The sequence below is a fragment of the Micromonospora sp. NPDC049107 genome, assembly GCF_040648595.1.
GTDB lineage: Bacteria > Actinomycetota > Actinomycetes > Mycobacteriales > Micromonosporaceae > Micromonospora.
This window is the reverse complement of the sequence record NZ_JBEZEC010000003.1, coordinates 181,187-203,629: the sequence shown is the minus strand read 5'-3', so window position 1 is coordinate 203,629 and position 22,443 is coordinate 181,187. Positions and strand designations below refer to the sequence as shown.

Annotated in this window: 25 protein-coding genes and 28 tRNA genes; 10 read left to right on the top strand and 43 right to left on the bottom strand. The window is 71.1% G+C overall.

All coding sequences use genetic code 11. From position 1 onward, the window contains the following. From AB0B55_RS09305 to AB0B55_RS09275, 7 genes are all read right to left on the bottom strand, one after another. Nucleotides 1-74 (bottom strand) — tRNA-Asn (locus AB0B55_RS09305). 1 nt (nucleotide 75) lies between these two features. Then, nucleotides 76-153 (bottom strand) — tRNA-Glu (locus AB0B55_RS09300). Nucleotides 154-165: 12 nt separating this feature from the next. Beyond that, nucleotides 166-237 (bottom strand) — tRNA-Val (locus tag AB0B55_RS09295). Nucleotides 238-239: 2 nt separating this feature from the next. Further along, a tRNA-Met gene (locus AB0B55_RS09290) sits at nucleotides 240-316 on the bottom strand. Nucleotide 317: 1 nt separating this feature from the next. Continuing rightward, a tRNA-Lys gene (locus tag AB0B55_RS09285) sits at nucleotides 318-389 on the bottom strand. Between the two features lie 9 nt (nucleotides 390-398). Beyond that, nucleotides 399-472 (bottom strand) — tRNA-Arg (locus AB0B55_RS09280). A gap of 7 nt (nucleotides 473-479) precedes the next feature. Then, a tRNA-Lys gene (locus tag AB0B55_RS09275) sits at nucleotides 480-551 on the bottom strand. A 360-nt stretch (nucleotides 552-911) separates the two neighbouring features. Between AB0B55_RS09275 and AB0B55_RS09270 the strand changes: the two genes are divergently transcribed. Further along, the gene (locus AB0B55_RS09270; RefSeq protein WP_357171384.1) at nucleotides 912-1,445 is read left to right on the top strand and encodes a hypothetical protein; all 534 of its coding nucleotides are present in this window, start codon (nucleotides 912-914) and stop codon (nucleotides 1,443-1,445) included. A gap of 78 nt (nucleotides 1,446-1,523) precedes the next feature. Here the strand turns inward: AB0B55_RS09270 and AB0B55_RS09265 are convergent. Beyond that, nucleotides 1,524-1,597, bottom strand: a tRNA-Pro gene (locus AB0B55_RS09265). 228 nt (nucleotides 1,598-1,825) lie between these two features. Between AB0B55_RS09265 and AB0B55_RS09260 the strand changes: the two genes are divergently transcribed. Further along, complete coding sequence (locus tag AB0B55_RS09260) at nucleotides 1,826-2,203, top strand: hypothetical protein (RefSeq protein ID WP_357171382.1); 378 nt, start codon at nucleotides 1,826-1,828, stop codon at nucleotides 2,201-2,203. Here AB0B55_RS09260 and AB0B55_RS09255 read toward each other — a convergent pair. From AB0B55_RS09255 to AB0B55_RS09225, 7 genes are all read right to left on the bottom strand, one after another. Continuing rightward, nucleotides 2,195-2,268 (bottom strand) — tRNA-Pro (locus AB0B55_RS09255). The genes AB0B55_RS09260 and AB0B55_RS09255 overlap by 9 nt on opposite strands. 4 nt (nucleotides 2,269-2,272) lie before the next feature. Then, nucleotides 2,273-2,345 (bottom strand) — tRNA-Arg (locus AB0B55_RS09250). Nucleotides 2,346-2,358: 13 nt separating this feature from the next. After that, nucleotides 2,359-2,433 (bottom strand) — tRNA-Ile (locus tag AB0B55_RS09245). Nucleotide 2,434: 1 nt separating this feature from the next. Further along, nucleotides 2,435-2,524, bottom strand: a tRNA-Ser gene (locus AB0B55_RS09240). A gap of 5 nt (nucleotides 2,525-2,529) precedes the next feature. Further along, nucleotides 2,530-2,602: transfer RNA gene (locus AB0B55_RS09235), tRNA-Asp, on the bottom strand. A 1-nt stretch (nucleotide 2,603) separates the two neighbouring features. Then, a tRNA-Ala gene (locus tag AB0B55_RS09230) sits at nucleotides 2,604-2,679 on the bottom strand. Between the two features lie 5 nt (nucleotides 2,680-2,684). Continuing rightward, nucleotides 2,685-2,760 (bottom strand) — tRNA-Leu (locus AB0B55_RS09225). A gap of 60 nt (nucleotides 2,761-2,820) precedes the next feature. On the opposite strand from AB0B55_RS09225, the gene AB0B55_RS09220 reads away from it, so the two are divergent. Beyond that, nucleotides 2,821-3,219, top strand: coding sequence for a hypothetical protein (locus AB0B55_RS09220; RefSeq protein ID WP_357123154.1), 399 nt, complete (start codon nucleotides 2,821-2,823; stop codon nucleotides 3,217-3,219). A gap of 3 nt (nucleotides 3,220-3,222) precedes the next feature. Here the strand turns inward: AB0B55_RS09220 and AB0B55_RS09215 are convergent. The 21 genes from AB0B55_RS09215 to AB0B55_RS09115 all read right to left on the bottom strand — a co-directional run bounded on the left by AB0B55_RS09215 (nucleotide 3,223) and on the right by AB0B55_RS09115 (nucleotide 10,316). Continuing rightward, nucleotides 3,223-3,296 (bottom strand) — tRNA-Ile (locus AB0B55_RS09215). Between the two features lie 5 nt (nucleotides 3,297-3,301). Then, nucleotides 3,302-3,374 (bottom strand) — tRNA-Thr (locus AB0B55_RS09210). A gap of 6 nt (nucleotides 3,375-3,380) precedes the next feature. Beyond that, nucleotides 3,381-3,456 (bottom strand) — tRNA-Thr (locus AB0B55_RS09205). Nucleotide 3,457: 1 nt separating this feature from the next. Further along, a tRNA-Leu gene (locus AB0B55_RS09200) sits at nucleotides 3,458-3,533 on the bottom strand. Between the two features lie 6 nt (nucleotides 3,534-3,539). Beyond that, nucleotides 3,540-3,611 (bottom strand) — tRNA-Gln (locus AB0B55_RS09195). Between the two features lie 34 nt (nucleotides 3,612-3,645). After that, on the bottom strand, nucleotides 3,646-4,089 hold the full coding sequence (locus tag AB0B55_RS09190; RefSeq protein WP_357171380.1) for an HNH endonuclease: 444 nt from the start codon (nucleotides 4,087-4,089) through the stop codon (nucleotides 3,646-3,648). A 61-nt stretch (nucleotides 4,090-4,150) separates the two neighbouring features. Further along, a tRNA-Gly gene (locus AB0B55_RS09185) sits at nucleotides 4,151-4,223 on the bottom strand. 1 nt (nucleotide 4,224) lies between these two features. Further along, nucleotides 4,225-4,301 (bottom strand) — tRNA-Thr (locus tag AB0B55_RS09180). Nucleotides 4,302-4,572: 271 nt separating this feature from the next. Next, nucleotides 4,573-4,644: transfer RNA gene (locus AB0B55_RS09175), tRNA-Gly, on the bottom strand. An 11-nt stretch (nucleotides 4,645-4,655) separates the two neighbouring features. After that, nucleotides 4,656-4,730 (bottom strand) — tRNA-Glu (locus AB0B55_RS09170). 168 nt (nucleotides 4,731-4,898) lie between these two features. After that, nucleotides 4,899-4,971: transfer RNA gene (locus AB0B55_RS09165), tRNA-Ala, on the bottom strand. A 1-nt stretch (nucleotide 4,972) separates the two neighbouring features. Then, nucleotides 4,973-5,048: transfer RNA gene (locus AB0B55_RS09160), tRNA-Pro, on the bottom strand. A 108-nt stretch (nucleotides 5,049-5,156) separates the two neighbouring features. Further along, a tRNA-Trp gene (locus AB0B55_RS09155) sits at nucleotides 5,157-5,229 on the bottom strand. 72 nt (nucleotides 5,230-5,301) lie between these two features. After that, nucleotides 5,302-5,433 carry a hypothetical protein gene (locus tag AB0B55_RS09150; RefSeq protein ID WP_357123148.1) on the bottom strand — a complete coding sequence of 44 codons (132 nt, stop codon included), beginning with the start codon at nucleotides 5,431-5,433 and terminating at the stop codon, nucleotides 5,302-5,304. 281 nt (nucleotides 5,434-5,714) lie between these two features. Then, nucleotides 5,715-6,791, bottom strand: coding sequence for a cellulose binding domain-containing protein (locus AB0B55_RS09145; RefSeq protein ID WP_357171378.1), 1,077 nt, complete (start codon nucleotides 6,789-6,791; stop codon nucleotides 5,715-5,717). 186 nt (nucleotides 6,792-6,977) lie between these two features. Next, nucleotides 6,978-7,196, bottom strand: a complete 219-nt coding sequence (locus tag AB0B55_RS09140; RefSeq protein WP_357171376.1) for a hypothetical protein — start codon at nucleotides 7,194-7,196, stop codon at nucleotides 6,978-6,980. Between the two features lie 82 nt (nucleotides 7,197-7,278). Next, nucleotides 7,279-7,545, bottom strand: a complete 267-nt coding sequence (locus AB0B55_RS09135) for a hypothetical protein (protein WP_357171374.1) — start codon at nucleotides 7,543-7,545, stop codon at nucleotides 7,279-7,281. Then, nucleotides 7,542-7,724, bottom strand: a complete 183-nt coding sequence (locus AB0B55_RS09130) for a hypothetical protein (RefSeq protein ID WP_357171372.1) — start codon at nucleotides 7,722-7,724, stop codon at nucleotides 7,542-7,544. The genes AB0B55_RS09135 and AB0B55_RS09130 overlap by 4 nt, the downstream gene beginning before the upstream one ends. A 134-nt stretch (nucleotides 7,725-7,858) precedes the next feature. Then, on the bottom strand, nucleotides 7,859-9,055 hold the full coding sequence (locus AB0B55_RS09125; RefSeq protein WP_357171370.1) for a helix-turn-helix transcriptional regulator: 1,197 nt from the start codon (nucleotides 9,053-9,055) through the stop codon (nucleotides 7,859-7,861). A gap of 560 nt (nucleotides 9,056-9,615) precedes the next feature. Further along, nucleotides 9,616-9,687: transfer RNA gene (locus AB0B55_RS09120), tRNA-Val, on the bottom strand. Nucleotides 9,688-9,737: 50 nt separating this feature from the next. After that, nucleotides 9,738-10,316, bottom strand: a complete 579-nt coding sequence (locus tag AB0B55_RS09115; protein ID WP_357123129.1) for a TIGR02611 family protein — start codon at nucleotides 10,314-10,316, stop codon at nucleotides 9,738-9,740. Nucleotides 10,317-10,589: 273 nt separating this feature from the next. Between AB0B55_RS09115 and AB0B55_RS09110 the strand changes: the two genes are divergently transcribed. Beyond that, a complete protein-coding gene (locus AB0B55_RS09110) occupies nucleotides 10,590-11,021 on the top strand; it encodes an SsgA family sporulation/cell division regulator (RefSeq protein WP_007457244.1) in 432 nt (143 codons plus the stop codon). Between the two features lie 104 nt (nucleotides 11,022-11,125). Here AB0B55_RS09110 and AB0B55_RS09105 read toward each other — a convergent pair whose 3' ends face one another. Continuing rightward, a complete protein-coding gene (locus AB0B55_RS09105; RefSeq protein ID WP_357171368.1) occupies nucleotides 11,126-11,902 on the bottom strand; it encodes a glucose 1-dehydrogenase in 777 nt (258 codons plus the stop codon). 190 nt (nucleotides 11,903-12,092) lie between these two features. On the opposite strand from AB0B55_RS09105, the gene AB0B55_RS09100 reads away from it, so the two are divergent. Next, entirely contained in the window at nucleotides 12,093-13,067 is a 975-nt protein-coding gene (locus tag AB0B55_RS09100; RefSeq protein WP_357171366.1) for a helix-turn-helix domain-containing protein, read from the top strand. 7 nt (nucleotides 13,068-13,074) lie between these two features. Next, complete coding sequence (locus tag AB0B55_RS09095; RefSeq protein WP_030333674.1) at nucleotides 13,075-13,530, top strand: Rrf2 family transcriptional regulator; 456 nt, start codon at nucleotides 13,075-13,077, stop codon at nucleotides 13,528-13,530. Between the two features lie 4 nt (nucleotides 13,531-13,534). Here AB0B55_RS09095 and AB0B55_RS09090 read toward each other — a convergent pair whose 3' ends face one another. Together AB0B55_RS09090 and AB0B55_RS09085 are read right to left on the bottom strand one after the other, a co-directional pair. Next, nucleotides 13,535-14,146: a malonic semialdehyde reductase gene (locus tag AB0B55_RS09090; protein ID WP_357171364.1), complete on the bottom strand. Its 612-nt coding sequence runs from the start codon at nucleotides 14,144-14,146 to the stop codon at nucleotides 13,535-13,537. Continuing rightward, nucleotides 14,143-14,703 carry a flavin reductase family protein gene (locus AB0B55_RS09085; RefSeq protein ID WP_357171362.1) on the bottom strand — a complete coding sequence of 187 codons (561 nt, stop codon included), beginning with the start codon at nucleotides 14,701-14,703 and terminating at the stop codon, nucleotides 14,143-14,145. The genes AB0B55_RS09090 and AB0B55_RS09085 overlap by 4 nt, the downstream gene beginning before the upstream one ends. Nucleotides 14,704-15,013: 310 nt before the next feature. Between AB0B55_RS09085 and AB0B55_RS09080 the strand changes: the two genes are divergently transcribed. Next, nucleotides 15,014-15,193 (top strand): DUF4236 domain-containing protein, encoded by a 180-nt coding sequence (locus tag AB0B55_RS09080; protein WP_355051826.1) that lies wholly within the window; start codon nucleotides 15,014-15,016, stop codon nucleotides 15,191-15,193. A gap of 161 nt (nucleotides 15,194-15,354) precedes the next feature. On the opposite strand, the gene AB0B55_RS09075 is transcribed toward AB0B55_RS09080, so the two are convergent. Continuing rightward, nucleotides 15,355-16,281: a hypothetical protein gene (locus AB0B55_RS09075; protein WP_357171360.1), complete on the bottom strand. Its 927-nt coding sequence runs from the start codon at nucleotides 16,279-16,281 to the stop codon at nucleotides 15,355-15,357. 24 nt (nucleotides 16,282-16,305) lie between these two features. Next, on the bottom strand, nucleotides 16,306-16,827 hold the full coding sequence (locus tag AB0B55_RS09070) for a VOC family protein (RefSeq protein ID WP_357171358.1): 522 nt from the start codon (nucleotides 16,825-16,827) through the stop codon (nucleotides 16,306-16,308). A gap of 49 nt (nucleotides 16,828-16,876) precedes the next feature. On the opposite strand from AB0B55_RS09070, the gene AB0B55_RS09065 reads away from it, so the two are divergent. Next, nucleotides 16,877-17,338 carry a MarR family transcriptional regulator gene (locus tag AB0B55_RS09065; protein ID WP_357123413.1) on the top strand — a complete coding sequence of 154 codons (462 nt, stop codon included), beginning with the start codon at nucleotides 16,877-16,879 and terminating at the stop codon, nucleotides 17,336-17,338. A 57-nt stretch (nucleotides 17,339-17,395) separates the two neighbouring features. Next, nucleotides 17,396-19,081: a tetratricopeptide repeat protein gene (locus AB0B55_RS09060; RefSeq protein WP_357123112.1), complete on the top strand. Its 1,686-nt coding sequence runs from the start codon at nucleotides 17,396-17,398 to the stop codon at nucleotides 19,079-19,081. A gap of 12 nt (nucleotides 19,082-19,093) precedes the next feature. On the opposite strand, the gene AB0B55_RS09055 is transcribed toward AB0B55_RS09060, so the two are convergent. Both AB0B55_RS09055 and AB0B55_RS09050 read right to left on the bottom strand, forming a co-directional pair. Further along, nucleotides 19,094-20,437 (bottom strand): ATP-binding protein, encoded by a 1,344-nt coding sequence (locus AB0B55_RS09055; protein WP_357123410.1) that lies wholly within the window; start codon nucleotides 20,435-20,437, stop codon nucleotides 19,094-19,096. A gap of 71 nt (nucleotides 20,438-20,508) precedes the next feature. Beyond that, on the bottom strand, nucleotides 20,509-21,165 hold the full coding sequence (locus AB0B55_RS09050; protein ID WP_355051822.1) for a response regulator transcription factor: 657 nt from the start codon (nucleotides 21,163-21,165) through the stop codon (nucleotides 20,509-20,511). 97 nt (nucleotides 21,166-21,262) lie between these two features. On the opposite strand from AB0B55_RS09050, the gene AB0B55_RS09045 reads away from it, so the two are divergent. Continuing rightward, nucleotides 21,263-22,387, top strand: coding sequence for a sigma-E factor regulatory protein RseB domain-containing protein (locus AB0B55_RS09045; protein WP_357171356.1), 1,125 nt, complete (start codon nucleotides 21,263-21,265; stop codon nucleotides 22,385-22,387). The last annotated feature ends 56 nt before the right edge of the window (nucleotides 22,388-22,443 follow it).

Below are 22,443 nucleotides of genomic sequence, written 5' to 3'. Positions count from 1 at the left end.
TGGCTCCCCCGCCTGGACTCGAACCAAGATCAGCCGGTTAACAGCCGGCCGCTCTACCTTTGAGCTACAGGGGAATGGCAGCGCGGACGGGACTCGAACCCGCAACGTGTCCCGGGTGAAAGCCGGGCGACTCTTCCATTCGTCCACCGCGCCAGGTGGGTTGCGTGCCGCGAGCTGGAATCGAACCAGCGACCTACGCCTTGTCGAGGCGCTGCTCTCCCGCTGAGCTACCGCGGCGGGAGCGGGGGCGGGATTCGAACCCGCGTTACTCCGGCTTATGAGGCCGGCGAGGACAACCGAACTCCTCCACCCCGCAGTGCCGCCCGAGGGAATCGAACCCCCGCAGTCCGGAGTAAAAGTCCGGAGCCCGGCCATCAGGCGCGAGCGGCTTGTGTACGTGCCCCGGGCAGGATTCGAACCTGCGACGACCCGGCTTAGGAAGCCAGCGCTCTATCCGCTGAGCTACTGGGGCAAATACGTGCGCCGGGAGGGAATCGAACCCCCGTCTTCGGATTAAGAGTCCGTAGCTAAACCAACTCAGCTACCGGCGCATGGCGGTGAGGGGGAGGACCCCACGCCTAAGATATTATGTATGGGTGACAAGTCAGCCCAGATGCGTTACCTGCGGCAAGCCTTACTGGTCAGCCGACCGGCGGCGTGAATGCGAGCCGTGCCGCTACCAGCGTCTGAAGCTGAGGTGGCGGTGCGCGTGTGGCGCACCGATGGACCGCAAGTCAGTGCGGTGCGCGACCTGCACACGCGAGCGGCCAGCCCCGCAGGAGCTACGCGCAGATCAGCGAGCATGGCTAGCCGGGCTCTTGGAAGGCGAAGGGACCTTCTTGGTGAAGGAAGGTGCACCCCGCGTACGGGTCCAAATGACGGACCGAGACGTAATCAGCGACGCCCACCAGATGACCGGGGTCGGCACGGTCAATGCGTACACGCCGAGGAACCGCGCGCATAAGCCTTCGTGGTACTGGACCGTCAACGCGCATCACCACACGGCTTGGCTCGTCGCGGAACTTGCACCGCTACTCGGTCACCGCCGCCGTTCGGCTGCCATCGGCCTCTGGTCGGCCGGAGGGCAGCCGGTTGACACCTTCCCCGCCCGGCGGGAGTTGACGCTCGCCGAAGGCATCCCGTGGGTCGCCGGCATCGTGGAAGGGGAGGGCTGCATCAGCGTCTCCGCCCGAGGTGACGTGTCTCTCGGAGTGAACTCGACCGACTATGACACCATCGTTCGGCTTCAGGCAGCGACCGGGATAGGGCGCGTCCACGAGCGGCCGTCACGGAACGAGAAGTGGCGTCCGACCGCGACGTGGAACGTGTGCCGCATCAACGAGCTGCGCGAACTGCTTCTGGAACTGCGGCCGTGGCTGAAATCGCGCCGCCGCGTGGCCGTTGACCGAGCACTGATCTGCCTCGCAGGCAAGCGCGGAAGGTAAAGGAGTCGAACCCTCGCCGTTTCCGGCGGCCCGGCTTTCGAGGCCGGTTGCCCACCACTGGGCGCTACCCTCCATGAGTCGGGTACGGGCGATTCGAACGCCCGGCCTCTCGGTCCCGAACCGAGCGCTCTACCAAGCTGAGCTAGTACCCGTTAGCGGCGCGGGGCTTACGCGCCGTGCTGACACCTACTACTCTCCGGTGCGTGCCGCCGACATCGCCGTCCCTGTGGACCTGGGCCGGGTGGGGCGCGCTCGAAGCCCTCGGAACGCTCGCTGCCGCGCTCGTTGCTCTCTCCGTCTACCTCAGCGAAGTTCGGCGACGCCGCCGGGCCGAGCGGAGCACCGTCCGAGTCTGAGCCTCAAAGGAAGCTGGCGAGACGGTGATCTACATCGCCAACGACTCCGCCGTGCCGATCGTGGACATCACCTTTCACGCCTTCTACCAGGAAGCTTTCTGGTCGAGCAGGATCTCTGGCGGAATGAGATGGTCCGCGATCGGCTGGCTCGCCAGAGGACCGGCCATAGTGCACCCTTCTCAAACGTTGGTGCTGAAGCTGAAGCACCTGAGGATGCACGGGGTGGAGGAGCCAATCAAAGGGCTACCCGAACTTACGCTCCTACACATGCGCTACGAGGCGCGGGCGGAGGCGCGGAGGGTGGCAAGCTTTCGTCGCGTCAAAAAGGCCCCGACGAAACTCCGCATGATCGGTGTTGGTGGGCTAGAGCGATGCGATGGGCAGTACCTGAAGTCGGGATAGCCGGATTCGAACCGACGGCCCCCTGACCCCCAGTCAGGCGCGCTATCAAACTGCGCCATATCCCGTAAGTGCCCCCGAGACGATTCGAACGTCCGGCCTCCTGATCCGTAATCAGGCGCTCTATCCGCTGAGCTACGGGGGCGAGCCTTACTGCGTGCCGACGCCCGGATTTGAACCGGGGGCCCCCGACTTATCAGGTCGGTGCTCTCACCAGGCTGAACTACGACGGCTTGGCGAAGGGTGAGAGATTCGAACTCCCGGCGGTGTGACCCGCTCCGCGCTAGCAACGCGGCGCCATCGACCAGACTCGGCCAACCCTTCATGCGCGCCAACGACGGGGATCGAACCCGCGGCCCCCCGATCGACAGTCGGGTGCTCTCACCACTGAGCTACGTCGGCATGGTGGACCCGACAGGACTCGAACCTGCCACCTCCGCTGTGCGAAAGCGGCGCTCTACCAGATGAGCTACGAGCCCATGCGTACCCGGGGCGGGAGTCGAACCCGCAGAATCTCCGCAGTCTGAGTGCGGCGGCTTTGCCAGTTTGCCCACCCGGGCAGGTGGTGTTGCGTGCCGACGCCCGGTGTCGAACCGGGGCCACAATTGGTAGGATCAGGTGTGGCACATTCCAATCCCGAGGACCGAAAGCGATACGCGCAGGCCCACTACGCTGCCAACAAGTCAGCCTACAAGGCCCGCGCTGTTGCGTTCAATAAGAAGAACCGCGAGAAGTTAGCGGCTCTCGTCAGGCGGGCCAAAAGCAAGCCATGCGCCGACTGCAATGTGCAGTACCCCCCTTATGTGATGCAGTTCGATCACGTGCGCGGCGAAAAGAGCTTCAATATCGGCGAGTTCGCCGGTCGCAACATCTCCATCGCTCGGATGCTGGCTGAGATGGACTTGTGCGAGGTGGTGTGCGCGAACTGCCACGCCGAGCGCACTCACCGGCGCGGACGACCTCCCCAGCAGGAGTTGCCGCAGAGGAGTCCGATCAACGAAGCCCTCACGCTGTTCTGAGAGTGCCGACGGCGGGAGTCGAGCCCGCGGCCTTCCGGTTATGAGCCGGATGCTCTGACCACCTGAGCTACGTCGGCGAGAGAGCCACCGCCCGGACTTGAACCGGGTGCCTACGTCTTACGAGGACGTCGCTCTGCCAGGTGAGCTACGGCGGCAAGGTGTGGAGCCGGCGACCGGGATCGAACCGGCGCGCTTCGCCTTACAAGGGCGCTGCTCTGGCCTCTGAGCTACGCCGGCCTGGTGCCCTCGACAGGATTCGAACCTGCCCTACACGGCCCCTCAGACCGTCGCCTCTACCGCTGGGCTACGAGGGCATCGAGCTGGGAGCAGAGGATTCGAACCTCTACGCGCTGGGTCAGAGCCAGCGATGCTGCCGGTTACATCAACTCCCATCGCGGCCGGCGGGGTGATGGCCCGCCGGCCGGGTCAGCGCTGCGCCAGCGACCCCCACGCGGGCACGAGCGGGCTGATGCGAAGCACCATGCCGGCCTCGGCCGGGGTCCGGTCGCCCTTGGCCTGGTTGCAGGGCGCGCACGCGCTGACGGTGTTCCGCCAGGTGTTCAGCCCACCCCGCGAGCGGGGCAGGATGTGGTCGACCGTGGCGGCCGGACCGGAGCAGTAGCCGCACTGCCGGTTGTCGCGGGCCAGGACACCACCCTTGGACCAGGCAGGGCCCTTCGTATACCGCCACCGGGTGACGACGTACCGCACCAGGCGGACGACCTTCGGCATGGGGAACACGCCGAGGGTCCGGTCGGGTTCGGCTTCGTGGATCTCGGCGACCCGCCGGCACAGCATCCGGATCGCGTGGGCGACCGTGACCCGGTGAAGGGGCCCAAGGTCGGCGTTGATGACGAGTACGGCGTCCACCAGGTCCCTCCTTCGGGTCGTGGGTGGTTGGACGGATTTGACAGATGATCTGTCGATTGAGAGCGGCTGGCCGGATTCGAACCGGCGATCTTCTCCTTGGCAAGGAGACGCGCTACCAACTGCGCTACAACCGCGTGGAGCCACCGGCGCGAATTGAACGCGCGGCCTTCCCCGTACCAGGGGGACGCTCTCCCAATCTGAGCTACGGCGGCATGGGTGCCTCTCCCACAATGGGCGGGAACGTACCTGTCGCCCCGGAGGCGATTGATCCCGCTGTGCCGGGTCAGCCGGCCGTACGGTTTCACCGTGGTCACAACGAGGCGTTGCGTGCCCTGCGGCGGACTCGAACCGCCACCAACACCGGGTTTGAGCCGGCGACCTTCCACGCTGACTCGGGGAGCTGCCCCGCGTCGGCCGTCAGCCAGGCTGCGCACCCCGACCTCCGGATTCGCGGCGTCCGCCGCCCCACTCCCTGCCCCGTCGAGCGGTACCGGGGACTCGAACCCCGCCAACCTGCTTGGAAGGCAGGCGCTCTACCAGATGAGCTAGTACCGCGAGATCGTGCGTAGGCCGTGTCGGGCTCGAACCGACGATCTCCTGGCTGAGAACCAGGTGAGCTTTGCCATCAGCTCCAACGGCCCATCTAGCCGGCGGGGGCCGGGAGCCTCGCCCCGGGAGGTCCCCCGCCAACGTGCCCACCCCCCGACGTGAACGGAGTCCTCGGGAGCTTCACGCCCGTGCGCTGCCAGTCACGCCAGGTGGGCAAGTTCTTGCGGGTGTGCCCACGTAGTCGCAGCACACCCTGTGCGTGGAGTCGGAGGGGTTCGAACCCCCGGCCTTCGGTCTGCCAGACCGATGCTCTACCGGCTGAGCTACAACCCCATGGTCCGGGACCGGGGTGTCGAACCCCGTGTCTCTCGCTCCCAAAGCGAGCGGGTCAGCCGTCTCCCTCGTCCCGGATGTAATGCCCCCGGCCGGCCCGTGCAGGCGCCGGCCGGGGTCTTGCTTATGCCATTCACTGTGGAATTAAGAATCAACAACGCCACCGACCGAAGCCGGGACGGAAGCAGGGGCGACAGGACTCGAACCTGCGACCTTCGGTTTTGGAGACCGGTGCTCTACCAGTTGAGCTACGCCCCTATGAAGTTGTTCCGGTAACGAAAAAGCCGCCCTGTCCCGGTCGGGGTGGGCGGCTTCGCGCTTGCGCTGACGCTATTCGCGCCGCCACCCCGGCTTCCAGTTCTGCTCACTCGCGCACAGATCGTGAGCCCGCCCGATCGGGAGCAGCACGACACCGCCGCGCGGCATGAGCCGCGTGGTTTCGGTGTAGGCGTACTGCGACACGGGGAACTCCTCTGGTGGATCGGTTTGACCTTGCTCATTCAAGGTAGGCGCGCTGCCCGTGGTTGGCAACGGATATTCCGAAGCCACATTCACGTACCCCACAGCCGGCAGTGATCAGTCGCTCGGGTTAGCGTCCGATGAGGACGACGTGTACGCGACCGGCAACGCCGGCTGACACCGATCGCAGCGGCGGTAGGTCAGGACGCAGGCAGGGGTGGGTGCCACTGGCCGCCGATCGGTGCCGTTGAACCTTGGTCAGCCCTTGACGGAGGGCCGAGGCGCTAACGGATGGTGAAGGTCAGCGGGTTTGAGATGCCGAGGCCGCCGTGGGAATCGTGGACCCGCACGGTGAAGGTGGACGACGTGCCGGCCGCCAGGGCCGTCTGGAACTGGTAGCGCTGTCCGCTGTTGGTCGGCGTCACGGCCAGCCGGGTTGCGCCGAGGTAGAGCTCCACCCGGCTGACGAGGTCCCCGGGATCGGTGTCGGCGACGTCGGCGACCAGCGTGACGGTCGTCGGCTCGAGGAAGTAGGTCTGCCCGCCGGGGGTGCTCATCGCCACCGCCGGCGGGTGGTTGGTGCCGGTGGACGGCGGCGTCACGACCGTGACCAGCATCGGCGGCGCAGCGCCAGACAGCGACTGGTCGGTGCCGGCCGAGACGTACAGCACGAAGGTGGTGCTGGTGCCGGGCTCCCCGATCGGTGGTGTCCACAGCGCCTCGTACCGGTCACCGGTCGTCCTCACCCCCTGGGCCACCGTGACGCCGTCCACCCGGAACGACACCGAGGTGATGCCGTGTCCGCCTCCCACGGTCGCGGTCGCCGCCAGCGGGACGGTTCCCGGTGTGGTGTACACCGCGCCGGCGGTCGGGCTGAGCCAGGTGACGATCGCTGGGTAGTCAGCGACCGGCGGTGGGGTCGTCCGGGTCGGCGTCATGCTGGGCAGGACGCCGCCGGTGCACGTGACGCCGTTGAGCGTGAACGACTCCGGTATGGGGTTGCTGCCCGACCAGGCGCCAACGAAACCGATGTTCGCGGAGCCATTGGTGCCCAGGGTCGCGTTCCAGCTCAGATTGGTCGCGCTGACCTGCTGGCCCGCCTGGGCCCAGGTGGCGCTCCAGGTTTGCGTGAGCCGCTGGTCGACTGCAGGGAACGCGAACCGCAGCGTCCACCCATTGACTGGGTCACCCAAGTTGGTGACCGCGATGTCGGCGTGGAAGCCACCGGTCCACTGGCTGGTGACGACGTAGTTCACCCGACACCCGGCCGCCGCGTTCGCCGCACTGGCGTGTGAGATCGCGGCCATCGTCGCGACCATGGCAACGGCGATGGTGGCCACAGCAGTCAGCGACTTCCGCATGGCACACCTCGCCGCAGATAGTTGAACGTCTATGAATATGTCGACTGTCCTGCTGCTCCACCTTCCTGTCAAGGCACGCACGGCAGTCCTGCCGCCGGCAGGACAGGTCGTAGTCCGGGTCCGGTGGGATCCACTTGTGCGAGCCGTCGCTGTGGTGGAACTTCCCGTCGCCGGGCCGCAGGCTGCTCACCGCAGCCAGCCGAGGAAGCGTCTGTGCAGCGCACCCGCCGGCACCCAGCTCAGGTCCTGGGAGGCCCGCACCAGCTGGGCACCGAGGTAGATTGCCAGGGAGATCGGAGCGCCGTCGAACTCGGCGCGCAGCTCGCGCTGCCGTGTGCGGCAGGGCCAGGGCGCAGCGCAGCCGCCGCAACTCCAGATCGGCAGCACCGGGCCGTGCGTGGTCATGCGCGACCTATGAGCAGCGCCGCCGCCAGGGACCGCGACCGCCGACTGGTCCCCGAGGCCATCTGCCAGCATGGGTACGTGGTCACGGTCGCTGCCCTGCAACGGCGGCGGCCAGGACGTCGACGCTGACCAACACCTCGAAGCACCATGGGACGGCGCAGTCGGCCGTGGACCAGCTGCAGTCCGGGCCGTGGCCGTACACCCACGCGAACCGCGGGTCGTGGGACTCGTGGACCTTGACGATGACGATGGTGTGGTGCGTCTGGCCCTCGATGCCGGGGCTGGGTTGCCACTGGCTGGGCCGCACCGACACCCGCGCGCCGGGCTCGGGCATCTGCCGGCCGCTCACCGGACCGTCCCGTCGGGGCGGCTGGCGCGGCGGTGCGCCTGCGTCACGGTCCGGGCGCTGGCCAGGAGTTGCCGCTTGGCCGCTTCCTGCTCGACGGCCTGGATGCGCTGGCCGGTGCCGGGCGGAACGGGCGGCGCGGCGGGCGTGAGCAGCCGCCGCAGCCTCTGGACGATGTGCACGGTGTCGCCTCCCCAGGTCAGGGGCGCGACGATCTTCGCGACGACGCTGCAGTTGATCCGCGCCCGACTTAGTAACCAGGGACGCTATGTACGACCACGCAACGCGATGGGGACAGACCGTCCCCCTGGCACGGTTACCCCTCGACGCCGATGGCGAGTGCCAGCTCGCGCGCGTCCTCTCCGACAGTCCCGGGACGCGAGGACAGCTCGAATGCGGCGCTCCGCGAATACGGGTTGTGCCGGACCGTGTCGACGCTTTCGCGTAGCGCGCGGCCGAGCAGGTGCACAGCGGCTACTTCCTCGCGGCGCAGCAGGTGCGCGCGGGCCGCGTCGATCAGGTGACCAGCGCGGCGGGTACGCGAGGGAAGCGCGCTGTAGTTCGTCGAGTCGGCTCGCCGAACAGCCTCCCCCACGTGGCACAGGTCCGTCTCCAACGTCACCGCGTACGCAGCGCAGGCGGCCGGACCAAACATGAGCCACGGGTGGGCGTAGCCGGCTCCAAGGCGGCCAGCGGCGGCATCAGCGGCGTCCCACGCGCGCCACGCCTGCCCGGCGCGGCCGGCCTTCGCGTGACCGAGCGCGCGCCCCAGTTGAAGCTGGGCCCAGCGCGCGTACGGCTCTGCTCCCGCTTCCCTGTCAACGAACCGCTCGGCATCGACGAGCACCAGCTCGGCCGCGTCGACTTGGTTCGCCGACCGGTAGACGTGCGCGTAGTACCACGCCGCCGCAGCGATCGCGTTCGGGTCGTCGGCGTCCTGCGCGGCGCCCATGGCGCGGTCAGCGGCCAGCCACACCAGTTCTGGGTAAGGCTGGTGAGCGACGTACAACTGCGCCAGGTGGTAGACGCGTGCCAGCTCGGCCAGCGCCGCCCGCCGGTCGGTGCCTTCGAGTCGTCTGACCGAGCGGCGGGCGTCGTCGAGCAGGCCGGGCAACACCACGGCCACGGCGGTCCGTTCGGTGCTGGACTGGTGCCACAGCGTCCACGCCTGGTTGACCAGACCGCGCAGGACGCCTACGGGCGTCGGCTCCCCGGCAGGCACCGTGGTGCGCTGCATGGCGGCGGCGACGTTGTCGACCCCCGGGTGCCCGGCCCGGGTCACCGACGCGACCGGCAGGGACTGGTCGCCGGTCAGCTCGGCCAGGTCCGAGACGTCGAGGACCTCGGCCAGGCGCAGCAGCATGGGCAGGCGCGGCGTGAGCAGCCGCCCGGACTCCAACGCCTTGACCCAGTCGGCGCTTCGACCGACCAGGCCACCGAGGACAACGCGCGTTTTGCCCGCTCGTTCGCGGTGGGCGCGTAGGCGGGCACCGAATGACGTTGGCTCGGTCATGGCCGCTCCCAGGTAGAGGACTGGGCGGCGGCACCGCCGGCCTCTACACCAGCGGGGCCGCCATGTCCGACCGTACCGCAGCAGTGGCAGCCTGAGGTTGCCTGCGGTATTCAGGGCACCGGGGTACCCCCCACTGTGGGTGGCCGCTTAACTGCGGCCTCGGGCGGCTCTCCGCGCTCGGCAGCCGGCCGCTGCCCTCGTCCTGGCCGGTTGCTGTCAGCCTTGCTGTCGGCGCTATCGATGCGCAGGGCTTGGGAGCCCCGACATCGCCGGGGCTCCCCGGACTCGGCCCGGCTCGAACGGGCTGCCACCCTCTCCAACTTGCGGGCGTGGTCATCCGGAGCCACCACGCCTTGAGCGAGGACAGCCGGATTCAACCAGGTGACCAGGCGACGTGCTCGGACAGCAACGCTTAACTGGGCGGACGCTTCGTTTTCCCTCCAACGGCGGCCCGCAATTAGTCGTGACCGACTCATGGGTGACTCATGATCTCTGCTACGGGACAGCGAAAAGCCGGCTGGACTGTGTCCAACCGGCTTCTGACCTGCAGAAACTGAGAGTGGGCGATGCTGGTATCGAACCAGCGACCTCTTCGGTGTGAACGAAGCGCTCTCCCACTGAGCTAATCGCCCTCAGCGCCGTTGACTCTACCCGATCGTGGAACCAGACCAAAAATCCGGGGTCAGCGCGCCGCGAGGTACTGCCTCGCCTCGGCCACCACGTCGATGCCGAGGCTGAGCTTGAGGGAGAGCCAGACCACCGCCGCGACGAAGACCAGGCCGACGGCGCCGAGGACGAAGCGCAGCGGCAGTGACTGCCGTCTCACCCAGCGTGTCCAGCCGTGAACGTGTCGGCGGGTGAAGCCGAGCAGTCGGCGGGCCCAGTGGAATTCGACGGCCCAGATGCCGAGGCCGGCGATGACCAGCAGCCAACCGGGGCCGGGCAGCGGGATGAGGGCAATGCCGATGGTGACCACCAGTGCGCCGGCGATCGCGATGAAGATCTTGAGGGCGATCCGGCCGGTGGGGTTGGCCCGGATCAGGTCGAGCGTGGTGGAGATCCGCTGTCGCCAGTGCGGGCGGCGCGGCGGCTCGCCGACGACGAGGACGCCACCGGGGCGGCCCGGCTCGGGCGTCGACCGTCCGGGTCGCTCGGGCTGCTCCATCGGCACGTCGTACCCCCGCTTTTCGGCTGCTCGGACCGCGACGTTCGGCGGGCCCGGCGCGGTCACCGGATCCACTGAGGATCGGTTCGTGACCATTTCACCCCCCAGTGTCGCTCGGGCCCGTCACTGCAACGGCCGACTGGACGTTACCGGAGTAAGTCGACGACTGAGCCACCCGACGCCGGGCGGCATCACGCACTGGGCAGAACCGGAAATCCTACATGAATGTTCACATTCACGAGGCGCTTCCGTCCCCCTTCCCACCACTGGGTGAAGTCAGCGTATGGCGGAGCGTAGCCAGGAGTAGCACCTGAGTATGGGAAAAGCGGGACACGCGCGTTCCGCAGCGGTGCCGGGGGGAGAACGTCCATGAGTGTCATCCGACCGACGACCGTAGAGGTCGAGACGTCGCTAAGGCTCGTCGCGCCTGACGCCACCGCCTTGCCGGTGCGTGCCAGTCTGCGTTACGACCCTGCTGACCCGTATGCGGTCCATGTCCTGTTCCACGCCGAATCGGCCGGTGGGGAGGCGGTGAGCTGGTCGTTCGCTCGCGAACTGCTGGTCACCGGCCTGGACGAGCCGGCCGGCATCGGGGATGTGCGGGTCTGGCCCTGGGCCACACCGCGCGGCGACTTCGTCGCGCTGGCCCTCTCGTCACCGGATGGCAACGCCCTCTTCGAGGTGCCGCGCAGCGTCCTGGTGCGATTCCTTCGACGCACGTACGTGGTCGTCCCGCGCGGTCGTGAGGCCGAGCACCTGGACGTCGACACTGCGGTGAACCGGCTGCTCGCCGGCCGCTGACGCACGAGCAACACCGGGGCCGCGCGGATCTGCCGAGTCCGCGCGGCCCCGGCACACCCACCCCCAGGGGGTACGACCACAGCCGGACCCGGGTTGGCCCGTGCTCAGCCGTGCGTGGTGATGCCGCCGTCGACGGGGATGACCGCGCCGGTCAGGTACGCGCCGGCCCGCGACGACAGGTAGATGGCGGTGCCGGCCATGTCCTCGGGGCGGCCGATGCGGCCCAGCGGCACCTGCTGCTCGATGGCGGAGCGGCTGGCCGGGTCGTCGAGGGCGAACGCCATCATCTTGCTCTCGAACGGGCCGGGCGCGATCGCGTTGACGGTGATCTGCTCGCCGGCGAGCTGGTGGGCGAGGCTGCGGGTGAGCATGTGCACGGCGGCCTTGGTGGCCGAGTAGGCGTACACCTCCATGAACGGCACCCGGATGCCGTCGATGGACCCGATGTTGATCACGCGGGCCGGGTCGTCGGCGCTGGCGGCGGCGCGCAGCGCCGGCAGCAGCGCGGTGGTGAGCCGGAAGACGGCCTTGACGTTGACCGCCCAGAGCTTGTCGAACGCGGCCTCCGGGTAGCTCTCCAGCGGCGCGCCCCAGGTGGCGCCGGCGTTGTTGACCAGCACGTCGAGGCGGTCGACGCGCTCGCGGACGGCGGCGGCGAGGGCCTGCGCGCCGTCGTCGGCGCTCAGGTCGGCGGGAATGGCCTCGCACCGACCCTCGGCGGAGAGTTCTTTGGCGACCTGCTCGCAGACGTCCGCCTTGCGGGACGAGATGATCACGCGGGCGCCGGCGCGGACGAAGCCCTGGGCGATCATCAGCCCGATTCCCCGGGACCCGCCGGTGACCAGGACCGTCTTGTCTTCGACCGAGAACAGCTCCGTCATAGGAATCCCATCGCGAGTCGGCGTCTTGCGTCGTCCGGCGAGCGGCCGGTGGGGCGCCGGGCGGACCGGGACCGGACGGCGCTACCGCCGGGTAACGTAGCCCGGCCGTGGGGACCACGACAAGCCACGACGTCGCCGCGTACCCCGGTCGGGATGCGGTGACCTGCGGTTCGGGCTACCGTCGCAGGCGATGGTCTCCACCGATCCCTCCCCCGCGCCATCGATCGGAACGGCATCACCCGTACCCGACGAGATCTCCACGTTCGCGCTGGCCGACCTGGCCGGTGACCCCGGCTGGCGGCGGCCGGTGTTCGTCGAACAGGAGCTGCTGATCCTCACCACCCGCGGCCACGGCGACGCCGAGCTGGATTTCCACCTCCTGCCGTGCCGACCCGGCACGCTGCTGCGGGTCCACGCCGGTCAGGTGCTGCGCTGCGCCGGCCCCCAGTTCGACGCGTCGGTGGTCGGCTGGACCGCCGACGCCCTGCACGGCCTGGCCGTCGACGAGGACGCGGCGCCGACCTGGCGGCAGTTGGCCGGCGAGGACGAGGACGCGGTGATCAACGAGGTGAGCCAGTTGGCGGTGGACTGCCAGCGGCACGGCGACGGCCCGGCCGGCCGCGCGCTGCTGCGGCACCAGCTCGCCGTGCTGCTGCTGCGGTTGGCGCTGCCCGACGCGGACCCGGCCGGGCAGCGTAACGAGGCCGAGACGTTCCAGCGGTTCGCCCGGGAGGTGGAGCACGGCTACCAGGTGTCCCGGCGGGTCGAGGACTACGCCGCCGCGCTCGGCTGCTCGGTGCGTACCCTGACCCGGGCCTGCCTGGCCGTCACCGGCCGCAGCGCCAAGCAGGTCATCGACGAGCGGGTGGCGTTGCAGGCCGCCCGGCTGCTCGCGGCGAGCGACGAACCGATCGCGCAGATCGGCCGGGGGCTCGGCTTCTCCGAGCCGACCAACTTCGGCCGGTTCTTCACCCGGGAGATCGGGGTCAGCCCCGGGGCGTTCCGGGCCGCCCGCGACCAGCCGGCCGGCGGCCGGGTCGTCCGACCCCGACCACCGGTCGAGCCGACCGGCGCCAACGGCGGGCGGTTCCGCTCCGGCGCACCCGGCGCGCCCGGTAACTCGGGCCGGCCCGGTGGCCCGGGTATCCCGAGCGGGCGGGCATGATGACGGGGTGCAGATCTCCGCGCGCGGCGACTACGCGGTACGTGCGGCGCTGAGCCTCGCGACCGCGTACCCCTCGCTGCTGTCCACCCAGGCCATCGCGGCGGAGCAGGACATGCCGCGCAAGTTCCTGGAGGCGGTCCTGGCGGATCTGCGCCGGGCCGGGATCGTCCGCGCCCAACGCGGCGCGGAGGGCGGTTACACCCTGGCCCGTCCGCCTCGCGAGGTGACCGTCGGCGCGGTGTTGCGCGCGGTGGAGGGCCCGCTCGCGGGCGTACGCGGCCTGCGCCCGGAGGAGACCCGCTACGAGGGCTCGGCGGAGAACCTGCCCGGCCTGTGGGTGGCGGTGCGCGCCGCGGTGCGGCGGGTGGTCGACGAGGTGAGCCTCGCCGAGATCGTGAGTGGTCGACTGCCCGCGCACGTCCGCAAGCTCACCGCGCTGCCCGACGCGTGGGAGCCACGCTGACGCCTCACAGGGCGCGCACCACCTCGTCGGTGTCGAGTCGGGGCAGCCGGTCGCCCCAGGCGTCCGGACCGGGGTGGCCGACGTTCACCAGCAGCAGCGCCTCGTGCCGGCCGTCGGGAAAGAACTCCCGGGTCACCCCGGCCGCGTCGAACCCGGCCATCGGGCCGGCGGCGAGCCCCGCCGCGCGTATCCCCAGCAGCAGGTAGCCGATCTGGAGGGTGGCGCTGAAGCGAGCCTGCTCCGCGCGGGCCGTCCGATCACCCAGCCACTCCCGGGCCTGCGGTCGGTGCGGGTACAGCTCGGGCAGCCGCTCGTGGAAGTCGACGTCGGCGGCGAGCACCGCCGCCAGCGGCGCGCTGGACGTCTTCGCCCGGTTGCTCGACGACACGTACGGCAGCAGCCGGGCTCGGGCCTGCGGCGAGCGCAGCAGCAGCACCCGCAGCGGCTGGCCGTTGTACGCGGTCGGCCCGTACCGGATCAGATCGTGGATCGCGGCCACCTGGGCGTCGGTGACCGGCTCGTCGGTGAACCTGTTGGCGGTGCGGGCTGCCCGGAACAAGAGGTCCTGGGCAGCCCGATCCAACACGAGCGGGTCGGCCGTGACGGGCCTGCTCACCCGCCGGCCGGCGTGGTGTAGCCGCCCCGGTGGTGCACCAGCGGCGGACCGTCGTCGCCGTCGCCCAGGGCGAGCGGTTCGGCGATGACCAGGGTGTGGTCGCCGACCGGGATGCGGTGCACCACCCGGCAGAACAGTCGGGCCAGCACCCCGGTCAGCAGTGGCACACCGAACGGCCCGGCCGTCCAGTCCGGATAGGCGGCGAACCGGTCGATGCCGCTGGTGGCGAAGACGGCGGCCGCCTCCAGTTGCCCGGCGGCGAGCAGGTGGACCGCGACGTGTTCGGCACGGGCCAGCACCGGCCAGCTCGACGACTCGGTGCCGAGGCAGAACGAGACGAGCGGCGGTTCCAGTGAGACCGAGGTGAACGAGGTGGCGGTGAAACCGGCCCGGATCGGTTGGCCGATCCCGCCCAGGCAGGCCGGGTCGGTGGACCGGGCCACGGCGGTGACCACGGTGACGCTGGTGGCCTGCCGGCGCAGCAGCGCGCGGAACAGGTCCCGGTCCACCGGTCGCAGGTCGGTCGCGTCCGTCGTCGGACGCTCCACGGTGGTCACGTCGGCACCGGGGCCGGCGCGGCGTGGGCGATGAGGGGAAGCTCAGTCCGCGGCAACATGAAACCCATGCTGCCGACGGCGCGAACGCCCGGTCAACGGTCTTCCACAAGATGAGACTTGCATCGCTGACGATGTTACGGAGCGCCTTTAGCAGCGTTTACCGCAGCGCAACACCCATCTGGTGGATAGGAATTACCGTGTCGTGGCGGCGCACGGTCCACCCGGGACGACAAGGGGGTTTCGGAATTCGCCCGTCCGGGAATATTCGATCCCAACACGGCAGGGAACGGTTGACGAGGGGAGTGCTCCGATGGGCCTCATGTTTCGCAAGCGCAAGAAGATCGGTCCGCTGATCCTGAACTTCACCGAGAACGGTTTCTCCTCGTGGAGCATCAAGATCGGACGCTGGTCCTGGAACTCGAAGGCCCGGGCACACCGCGTCGACCTGCCGGGACCGCTGTCCTGGAAGCAGGACAAGGCCCGGTCGTAACGACCGGGAGTCGAGCGGGGCGCCGGTGATTCACCGGCGCCCCGCTCGGCGTCTCCGCCCCGACCCCGCGCCCTCCATCTCGTCGATCTTGCACTTTCGGTCGACGTTCCGCGCGGGAACGTCCCTTGTGCCGCCGCAGCAAGTGCAAGATCGCGGGGGTCTCAGGGGGTTGGAGTGATGAGTTCGTCGCCGGCCAGGCGACCGGACTCGCGGTCTCGGGTTACCTTGCCCTCGACCAGGAGGGTGGTGAGGGCCTGGTTGGCGTCGGTGGCGCGGTAGACCGTCGCGGTGAGGGTGTGCCGGCGCAGCTCGGTGACCGGGCGCGGTCCGTTGCGGCGCAGTTCGGCCAGCAACTCCCGGGCCAGCGGTTCCCGGTCCGGGTCTTCGGCCACGTCGACGGGTGTGCCCGTCGGGTCGGCCGGATCGCGGTAGCGCACCCCGAGGCCGGCGCCGACCGTCCAGAGCGCGTCGCGGACCGCCTCCAGGCTCCGGTCCGACCGGCTCCCGAACGCGATCACGCCGGCCGCCTCGTCGTCCCCGTCGGCGGAAGCGTCGCCCACTCCCCCGTCCGCCTCCACCACCGGTGCCACCTCGGCGACCAGCGGAAAGCCGGCGAGGCCGAGGGCCGGGCGGGCGCTGGTGGTGGCGTGCAGCAGCACTTCGCCGTTGCGGCCGTTGGCGCAGGCGCGCAACACCTCGGCGTGCGCCGGGCCGGACAGGTCGACGAAGCAGAACAGCGGCGCCCCGGCCGCAGCGGCCGCCTTCAGCGCCACCGGAAGCCGGGCGGGGCCGCCGGGCAGCAGGTGCACGGTCACCTCGGGAGGCAACTCCGCCTCGACCGGTCCGAGCCGGGCCGGCAGGTCGCTGGCCTCGTCGGCCAGCGCCAAAATGGTCACCTGCCGGCCGCGTACCTGCGTGGCGTGACCGACGACCGCCCGTAGCGCCGCCTCCGCGCCACCGCCGTCGGCGCCGGCCCAGGCCAGCGCGACGGTCACGCGGCGGGAGCGGTGCAGGGCGACGGGCAACCAGGTCGCCAGGTGGCGGACCAGGAGTTCGCGGAGGACGTCGGCGGTCCGGTTGGTTGGCACCGGTCCGTTCTACCCCATGGCCGTTCAGGCCGGGACGGAGATCCCCACGCCGCCGCGCGTCTGCCCGCCGTAGCGCTGCCGCTCGGCGGCCAGGTCGAGCCGGCCGATCTGCTTGCGGGCGGCCAACGTGGCGTCGTCGAGCAGGTCGGCCGGGACCAGCCAGACCACCTCGAACTCCAGCCCGTCCGGGTCCTGCCCGTAGAGGCTCTTGGTGGTGCCGTGGTCGGACGTGCCGGCCAGCGCCCCGGCGGCGGCGAGCCGCTCGGCGGTGGCGGCCAGTTCGTCGAGGGTGTCGACCTCCCACGCCAGGTGGTAGAGCCCGACGGTGGCCCGGCCGGCGGTCGAGCGCCCGGCGCCCGCGCCGATCTCGAACAGGCCGAGGTCGTGGTCGTTGGTGGAGTCGGGAGCCTGGAGGAACGTCGCGCCCCGGAAACCGTCCGGGGTCATCGCGACCGGGGTGAAGCCCAGCACGTCGCGGTAGAAGGCGACGCTGCGGGCGAGGTCACTGACGTAGAGAACCGCGTGGTTGAGCCGGTGGATACCCATGACCCCACTCTAGCGCCGTTTGGTTGAGCGTTCAACCATCGGGAGTATGATGGCCGTCATGACCCGCTGGCTTAACCCCGACGAGCAGCGCACCTGGCGGGCGTTCCTCGCCTCCTCCCGAGCGTTGATGGACACGCTCGACCGTGAGCTGCAACGCGATGCCGGAATGCCGCACGCCTACTACGAGATCCTGGTCCGGCTCTCCGAGGCGCCCGGTCGGCAACTGCGGATGAGCGAGCTGGCCGAGGCGGCCGGGTCGTCGCGCAGCCGCCTCTCGCACGCGGTGGCCCGCCTGGAGGAGGCCGGCTGGGTGCGCCGCGAGGACTGCCCCACCGACCGGCGCGGGCAGATCGCGGTGCTCACCGACGACGGTTTCGCCACCCTCGCCGCCGCTGCGCCCGGCCACGTCGACGGCGTACGCCGGCACCTCTTCGACGCGCTGAGCCCCGCCCAGGTCGACCAGTTACGCCGAATCAGCGAGACGTTGGCCGAGCACCTGAGCAGATCCTGACCGATCGACACCGGCGCGGGTCTTGTACTTACCGTCGTCGGATGAGCACGATGGGGCGTGTCCTCCGGCTTCGACGAGTTGACTGACCAGGCGCACCACCTCGTGTCCGCTGGCGACATCGCCGGTGCCCAACGGCTGCTCTCCGACGCGCTCACCGACGCCGACCCCCGCCCGGCCAACGCCACGCCGGAGCTGGCCGAGGCGGCCAGCCTGCAGGCGCGGGTGCTCGTCGCCCTCGGCGAGCCCCACTCCGCCCGTGGCTGGGCCGCCTTCGCGTACGCGGCCACGACCCGGTTGCACGGCCGCTCCGACCCCCGCACGGTGGCCGCCGCCGCGACCCTGGCCGCCGTGCTGCACCGGGTGGGCAGTCACTCCCGGGCCGCCCGGCTGTACCAGGACGTGATCATCGAGCTGACCGCGCAGGACGGTCCCGAGTCACTGCGGGTGCTGGCCGCACACGCCGACCTGGCCACCGTCGAGTACGCCCGGGGCCAGTGCACGGTCGCCCGCGACCGTCTCCAGGACGCCTGGGAGCTGCACCGCGAGGTGTACGGCGACGGCCACCCCAGCGGCATCAAGATGTTGGCCCGGCTCGGCTCGATGCAGCGCGACTGTGGGCAGTTCGCCGAGGCGCACGACAACCTCGCGCTGGCCCGCGAGCTGTGCCGGCAGCATCTGAGCACCGACGATCCGCTGGCCCTGCAGGTGGCGGCCCTGGCCCGGGCAGCCGCCAACCCCGACCACGTCTGCGCCGACGACACGTCCGCCGTCCGGGACGCACCGGTGGTGCCGGCCGCGCGCACGCCGCCGCCGCAGCCCGATCCGCCGCTCGATGCCGCCTACTACCCGCCGGCCCCGCAGGCCGCTGCTCCCGCCGGCCGTACCGACGAGGGCCTGGCTGGTTCCGGAGTCTCCAGCGGCGGCCCGGTACCGAACCCGCGGGTACCGGCCGACGAGCCGGACGGCTCCCCCGACTTCCGCTGGCCGCCGGCCGACGAGCCGGAGGGATCGTCGGAGGTCCGCTGGCCGCCAACCGACGAACCGAACTTCCGCTGGCCGCCGGACCCGGCGGACGATCCCGTCCCGCAGCCCACCGCCGCGCCGGTGCCCCCGTCGGTGGCCGGGTTCACGGGCGGCACCGAAGAGTCGTCCGGCGTGTACCGGCTGTACCGACCCGGCGCGTCGGCCGAACCGGACCGACCGTCGGCGTCGCTGACGCCGTACACGCCGTCGCGGCTGCTGCCGGTGCCCGTGCACCGGGCGCCGGCAGCGGCACGCAACAAACTGGTGCCGGTGCTGGTGGCCGGCGTGGTCGTGGTGCTGCTGGGCACGGCGGCGGTGATCGCCGGCGTGGCCCGCGTCGGCGACGACCCGAAGTCCGGGCCGGCACCGAGCGCCGGCCCGAGCGGCACGGCCGCGCCCCCGACCACCGGCGCCCCGACCACCGGCACGACCGCGCCGGCCGCCGTGCCGGGCACCCCGCCCGGCACGGTGTCGCTGCGCGACAACCGGGACAACATCGCCCTGCGCTGGACGTACCCGGCCGGCGGTGAGGGGCCGGTCATCGTCTCCGCCGGCCGGGCCGGGCAGGAGAAGACCGCGATCGCCACGCTGCCCGCCGGCACCGACAGCTACATCGTGTACGCGCTGAACCGCGCCAACGACTACTGCTTCACCGTCGCGGTCGTCTGGTCCACCGACACCGTGGCGAGCGCCAACCAGGTCTGCACCCGCCGCCGCTGACGTCCGCCGTACTCAGGGTCGGGCAACGGTCGGTGCCGGCGTCGCCGGGAGCAGCAGGCGTACCCGTAGGCCGTGCGGGCCGTCGGCGTCGGCCAGGGTGATGGTGCCGCCCGCGCGGCGGACCAGCTCCCACACGATGGCGAGGCCGAGGCCGGCGCCGCCGTGGTCGCGGCCCCGGCCGTCGTCCAACCTCGTGAACCGGTCGAAGACGCGGCCGCGGTCGGCCGCCGCGATCCCCGGGCCGTCGTCGGTCACCGTCACCAGGTGGTACGCGGTCTCGTGCGGCTCGACCGCGAGGACGACGCTGCTCCGCGCGTGCCGGACCGCGTTGTCGACGAGGTTGGCCAGCACCCGCCGTAGCTCGGCCTCGTTCCCGGCCGTCCACAGCGGGCCCGGCGACGGCTCCACCCGCACCGGCGGCGACGGATACCGGGCGGCGACCTCGCCCACCAGCGCCGCCAGATCGACCGGGCCGGTGCCCCGCGACGCCGGCATCTCGTCCAGGCGGGCCAGCAGCAGCAGGTCGTCGACCAGCCGGCTCAACCGCTCGGTGTCGGCGAGCAGGTTGGCGGTCACCGCCGTCCAGTCCGTCCGGTCGGCGAGCCGCTGGGCCACCTCCAACTCGGTCCGGATGTTGGCCAGCGGGCTCCGCAGCTCGTGCGCGGCATCGGAGACGAAGGCCCGCTGCCGGGCTCGGGCCGACTCCAACCGGCCCAGCATCCCGTTCAGGGTCACCGCCAGCCGGTGGATCTCGTCGGCGGAGGCGGGCACCGGAAGTCGACCGGCGCCGGCCCGACCGGTGATCTCCTCGGCGCCGCGTCGCAGGGCCTCCACCGGACGCAACGTCGCGCCGACCACCCGCCACGCCACCCCGGCCAGGACCACCACCAGCAGCGGGAACGCCACCAGCAGGATGGTCCGCACCACGTGCGTGCTCTGCCGCACATCGGCCATCGAGCGGGCGACCAGCACGGTGAGCGGATCGGCCGACGTGCCGGCGGGTACGGCGACCACCCGGACCGGTCCGCGAAGCCCGACCCGCTCGGCGGGAACGTCCAGGCGTTGACGGTGGCCGGCGTCCAACCACTCGGGGCGGGCCATCGGGACCAGCCGGTCCGCGTCGATCGAGGCCGCCCGGACCCGCCCCTGCGCGTCGATCACCTGGACCCGGACCTGCCCGCCAGCCACCGGCAGCGGGTCGGGCAGCGCGTTCTCGGCGGCGAGCAGGGCGACCGCGTCGGCGGTCCGGAACGCCTCGGTGTCCACGTTGCGTTGGAGCACGAAACGGAGCGCGCCGAGCAGCACCACCCCGCCGAGGGCGAGACCGATGGTGAGGCCGAACACGCCGAGCGCCAGGAGGCGGCCCCGCAGCCCCAGGCCGTGCAGGCCCCGACGGGGCGACCAGCCGCGCGGCGGGCCGGCGGAGGTCACGTCGCCAGCCGGTAGCCGGCGCCCCGGATGGTCTCCAGCCGATCCCGGCCGAGCTTGCGACGCAGGTAGCCGACGTACACCTCGACCACGTTGGGCGCCGTCTCCAGGCTGGCGTCCCACACGTGGTCCAGTAGCTCGATCTTGGAAATGACCTGGCCGGGGCGGCGCATCAGATAGTCCAGCAGGGCGTACTCGCGCGCCGTCAACGTCACCTCGGCGTCGGCCCGGGTCACCCGCCGACGGGCCGGATCGAGCCGCAGGTCGCCGACCGCCAGCACGGCGGGGCGCTCCGGCGCTCCCCGGCGCAGCAGCGCCCGCAGGCGGGCCAGCAGCACCACGTACGAGAAGGGCTTGGTCAGGTAGTCGTCGGCGCCGCAGTCCAGGCCGTCGGCCTGGTCGTACTCGCCGTCCTTGGCGGACAGCATCAGCACCGGCAACCAGTGCTGCTCGGCGCGCAGCCGGCGCACCACCTCGTAGCCGGAGAGGCCGGGCAGCATGACGTCGAGGATCATCGCGTCGTACCCACCGTGGCGTGCCGCGTCCAGGCCTTCGGGGCCGGTCGCCGCCACGTCGACCGCGAACCCCTCGGCCTGCAGACCGCGTTGCAGGGCAGCCGCCAGCCGGGCCTCGTCCTCCACCACCAACAACCGCACACCTCAAGGGTGCCACCCGGGTCACAACTCGCGGTTCGGCGTCCTCAGCGCGTTCACAGCGCCGACCGGGCAGGATGTCGGGCAGGAGGTGTGCACCATGTCGATCCTGAGAAGTCGTCCCGTCCTGCGGTGGCTGGTCCCGGTGGCCGCCGGCGTCGCCGTCATCGGTGGCGGCGCCGCCGTCGGCACGTTCGCCGCCGAGGCCGAGCCGAGCCTGCCGCCGCGTACCGCCGCCCAGCTCCTGGTGGACCTCCAGACCTCCTCCCTGGAGGGGTTGTCCGGCACGGTCGTGCAACGCGCCGACCTCGGCCTGCCGCCGCTCGTCGGGCTGGTGCCCGGCAACGACCTGACTGCCCTGCTCAGCGGCACACACACCCTGCGGGTGTGGTACTCCGGCCCGGATCGGCAGCGCGTCGCGCTGGTGGACACGCTCGGCCAGCGGGACATCATCCGCAACGGTCGGGACGTGTGGACCTGGGAGAGCAGCGGCAACACCGCCCGCCACCGCGCCCTGGGCGACTCGAAGGGCGCCGCGAAGCCCGAGGTGACGCCGAGCCTGCCGGCCACTCCCCGGGAGGCCGCCGACCTGGCGTTGAGCGCGATCGATCCGAGCACCGAGGTCAGCGTCGGCCGCTCGGCCACCGTCGCCGGGCGGGACGCCTACGAGCTGGTGCTCGCGCCGCGTGACCGTGACTCGCTGGTGCACCAGCTCCGGATCGCCATCGACGCGAAGCAGCACGTGCCGCTGCGCTTCGAGGTGCTCGCCTCCGGCAGCGACCAGCCGGCCTTCGAGATGGCGTTCACCCAGGTCGACTACCGCCGCCCCGACGCCGACCAGTTCGCCTTCAACCCGCCTCCCGGGGTGAGCGTCACCGAGGAGACCGCCGAGCGGCCGACCGCCGGCCGGCCGGCACACGTCGCGCCGGGTAAGGACCCCCAGGTGCGGACGGTCGGCGACGGCTGGACCACCGTCCTGGTCGCCCGCCTCGACGCCGCCGCGGGCCAGAAGCCGGCCAACGCCGCCCCGGGCCAGAAGCCGGCCGACGCCGCGCCGGACGCCGACCTGTCGAAGCTGCTCGGTGGCCTGCCGGCGGTCAGCGGCGACTGGGGCAGCGGGCGGCTGCTCACCGGCAAGCTGTTCAGCGTGCTGCTCACCGACGACGGGCGGGTGCTCGCCGGAGCGGTCACGCCCCAGCGGCTCTACCAGGTGGCGCGCGGCTGATCTCCGCACACTCCCTACGCCGGGTCGACCACACGGTCGGCCCGGCGTACCTGTGT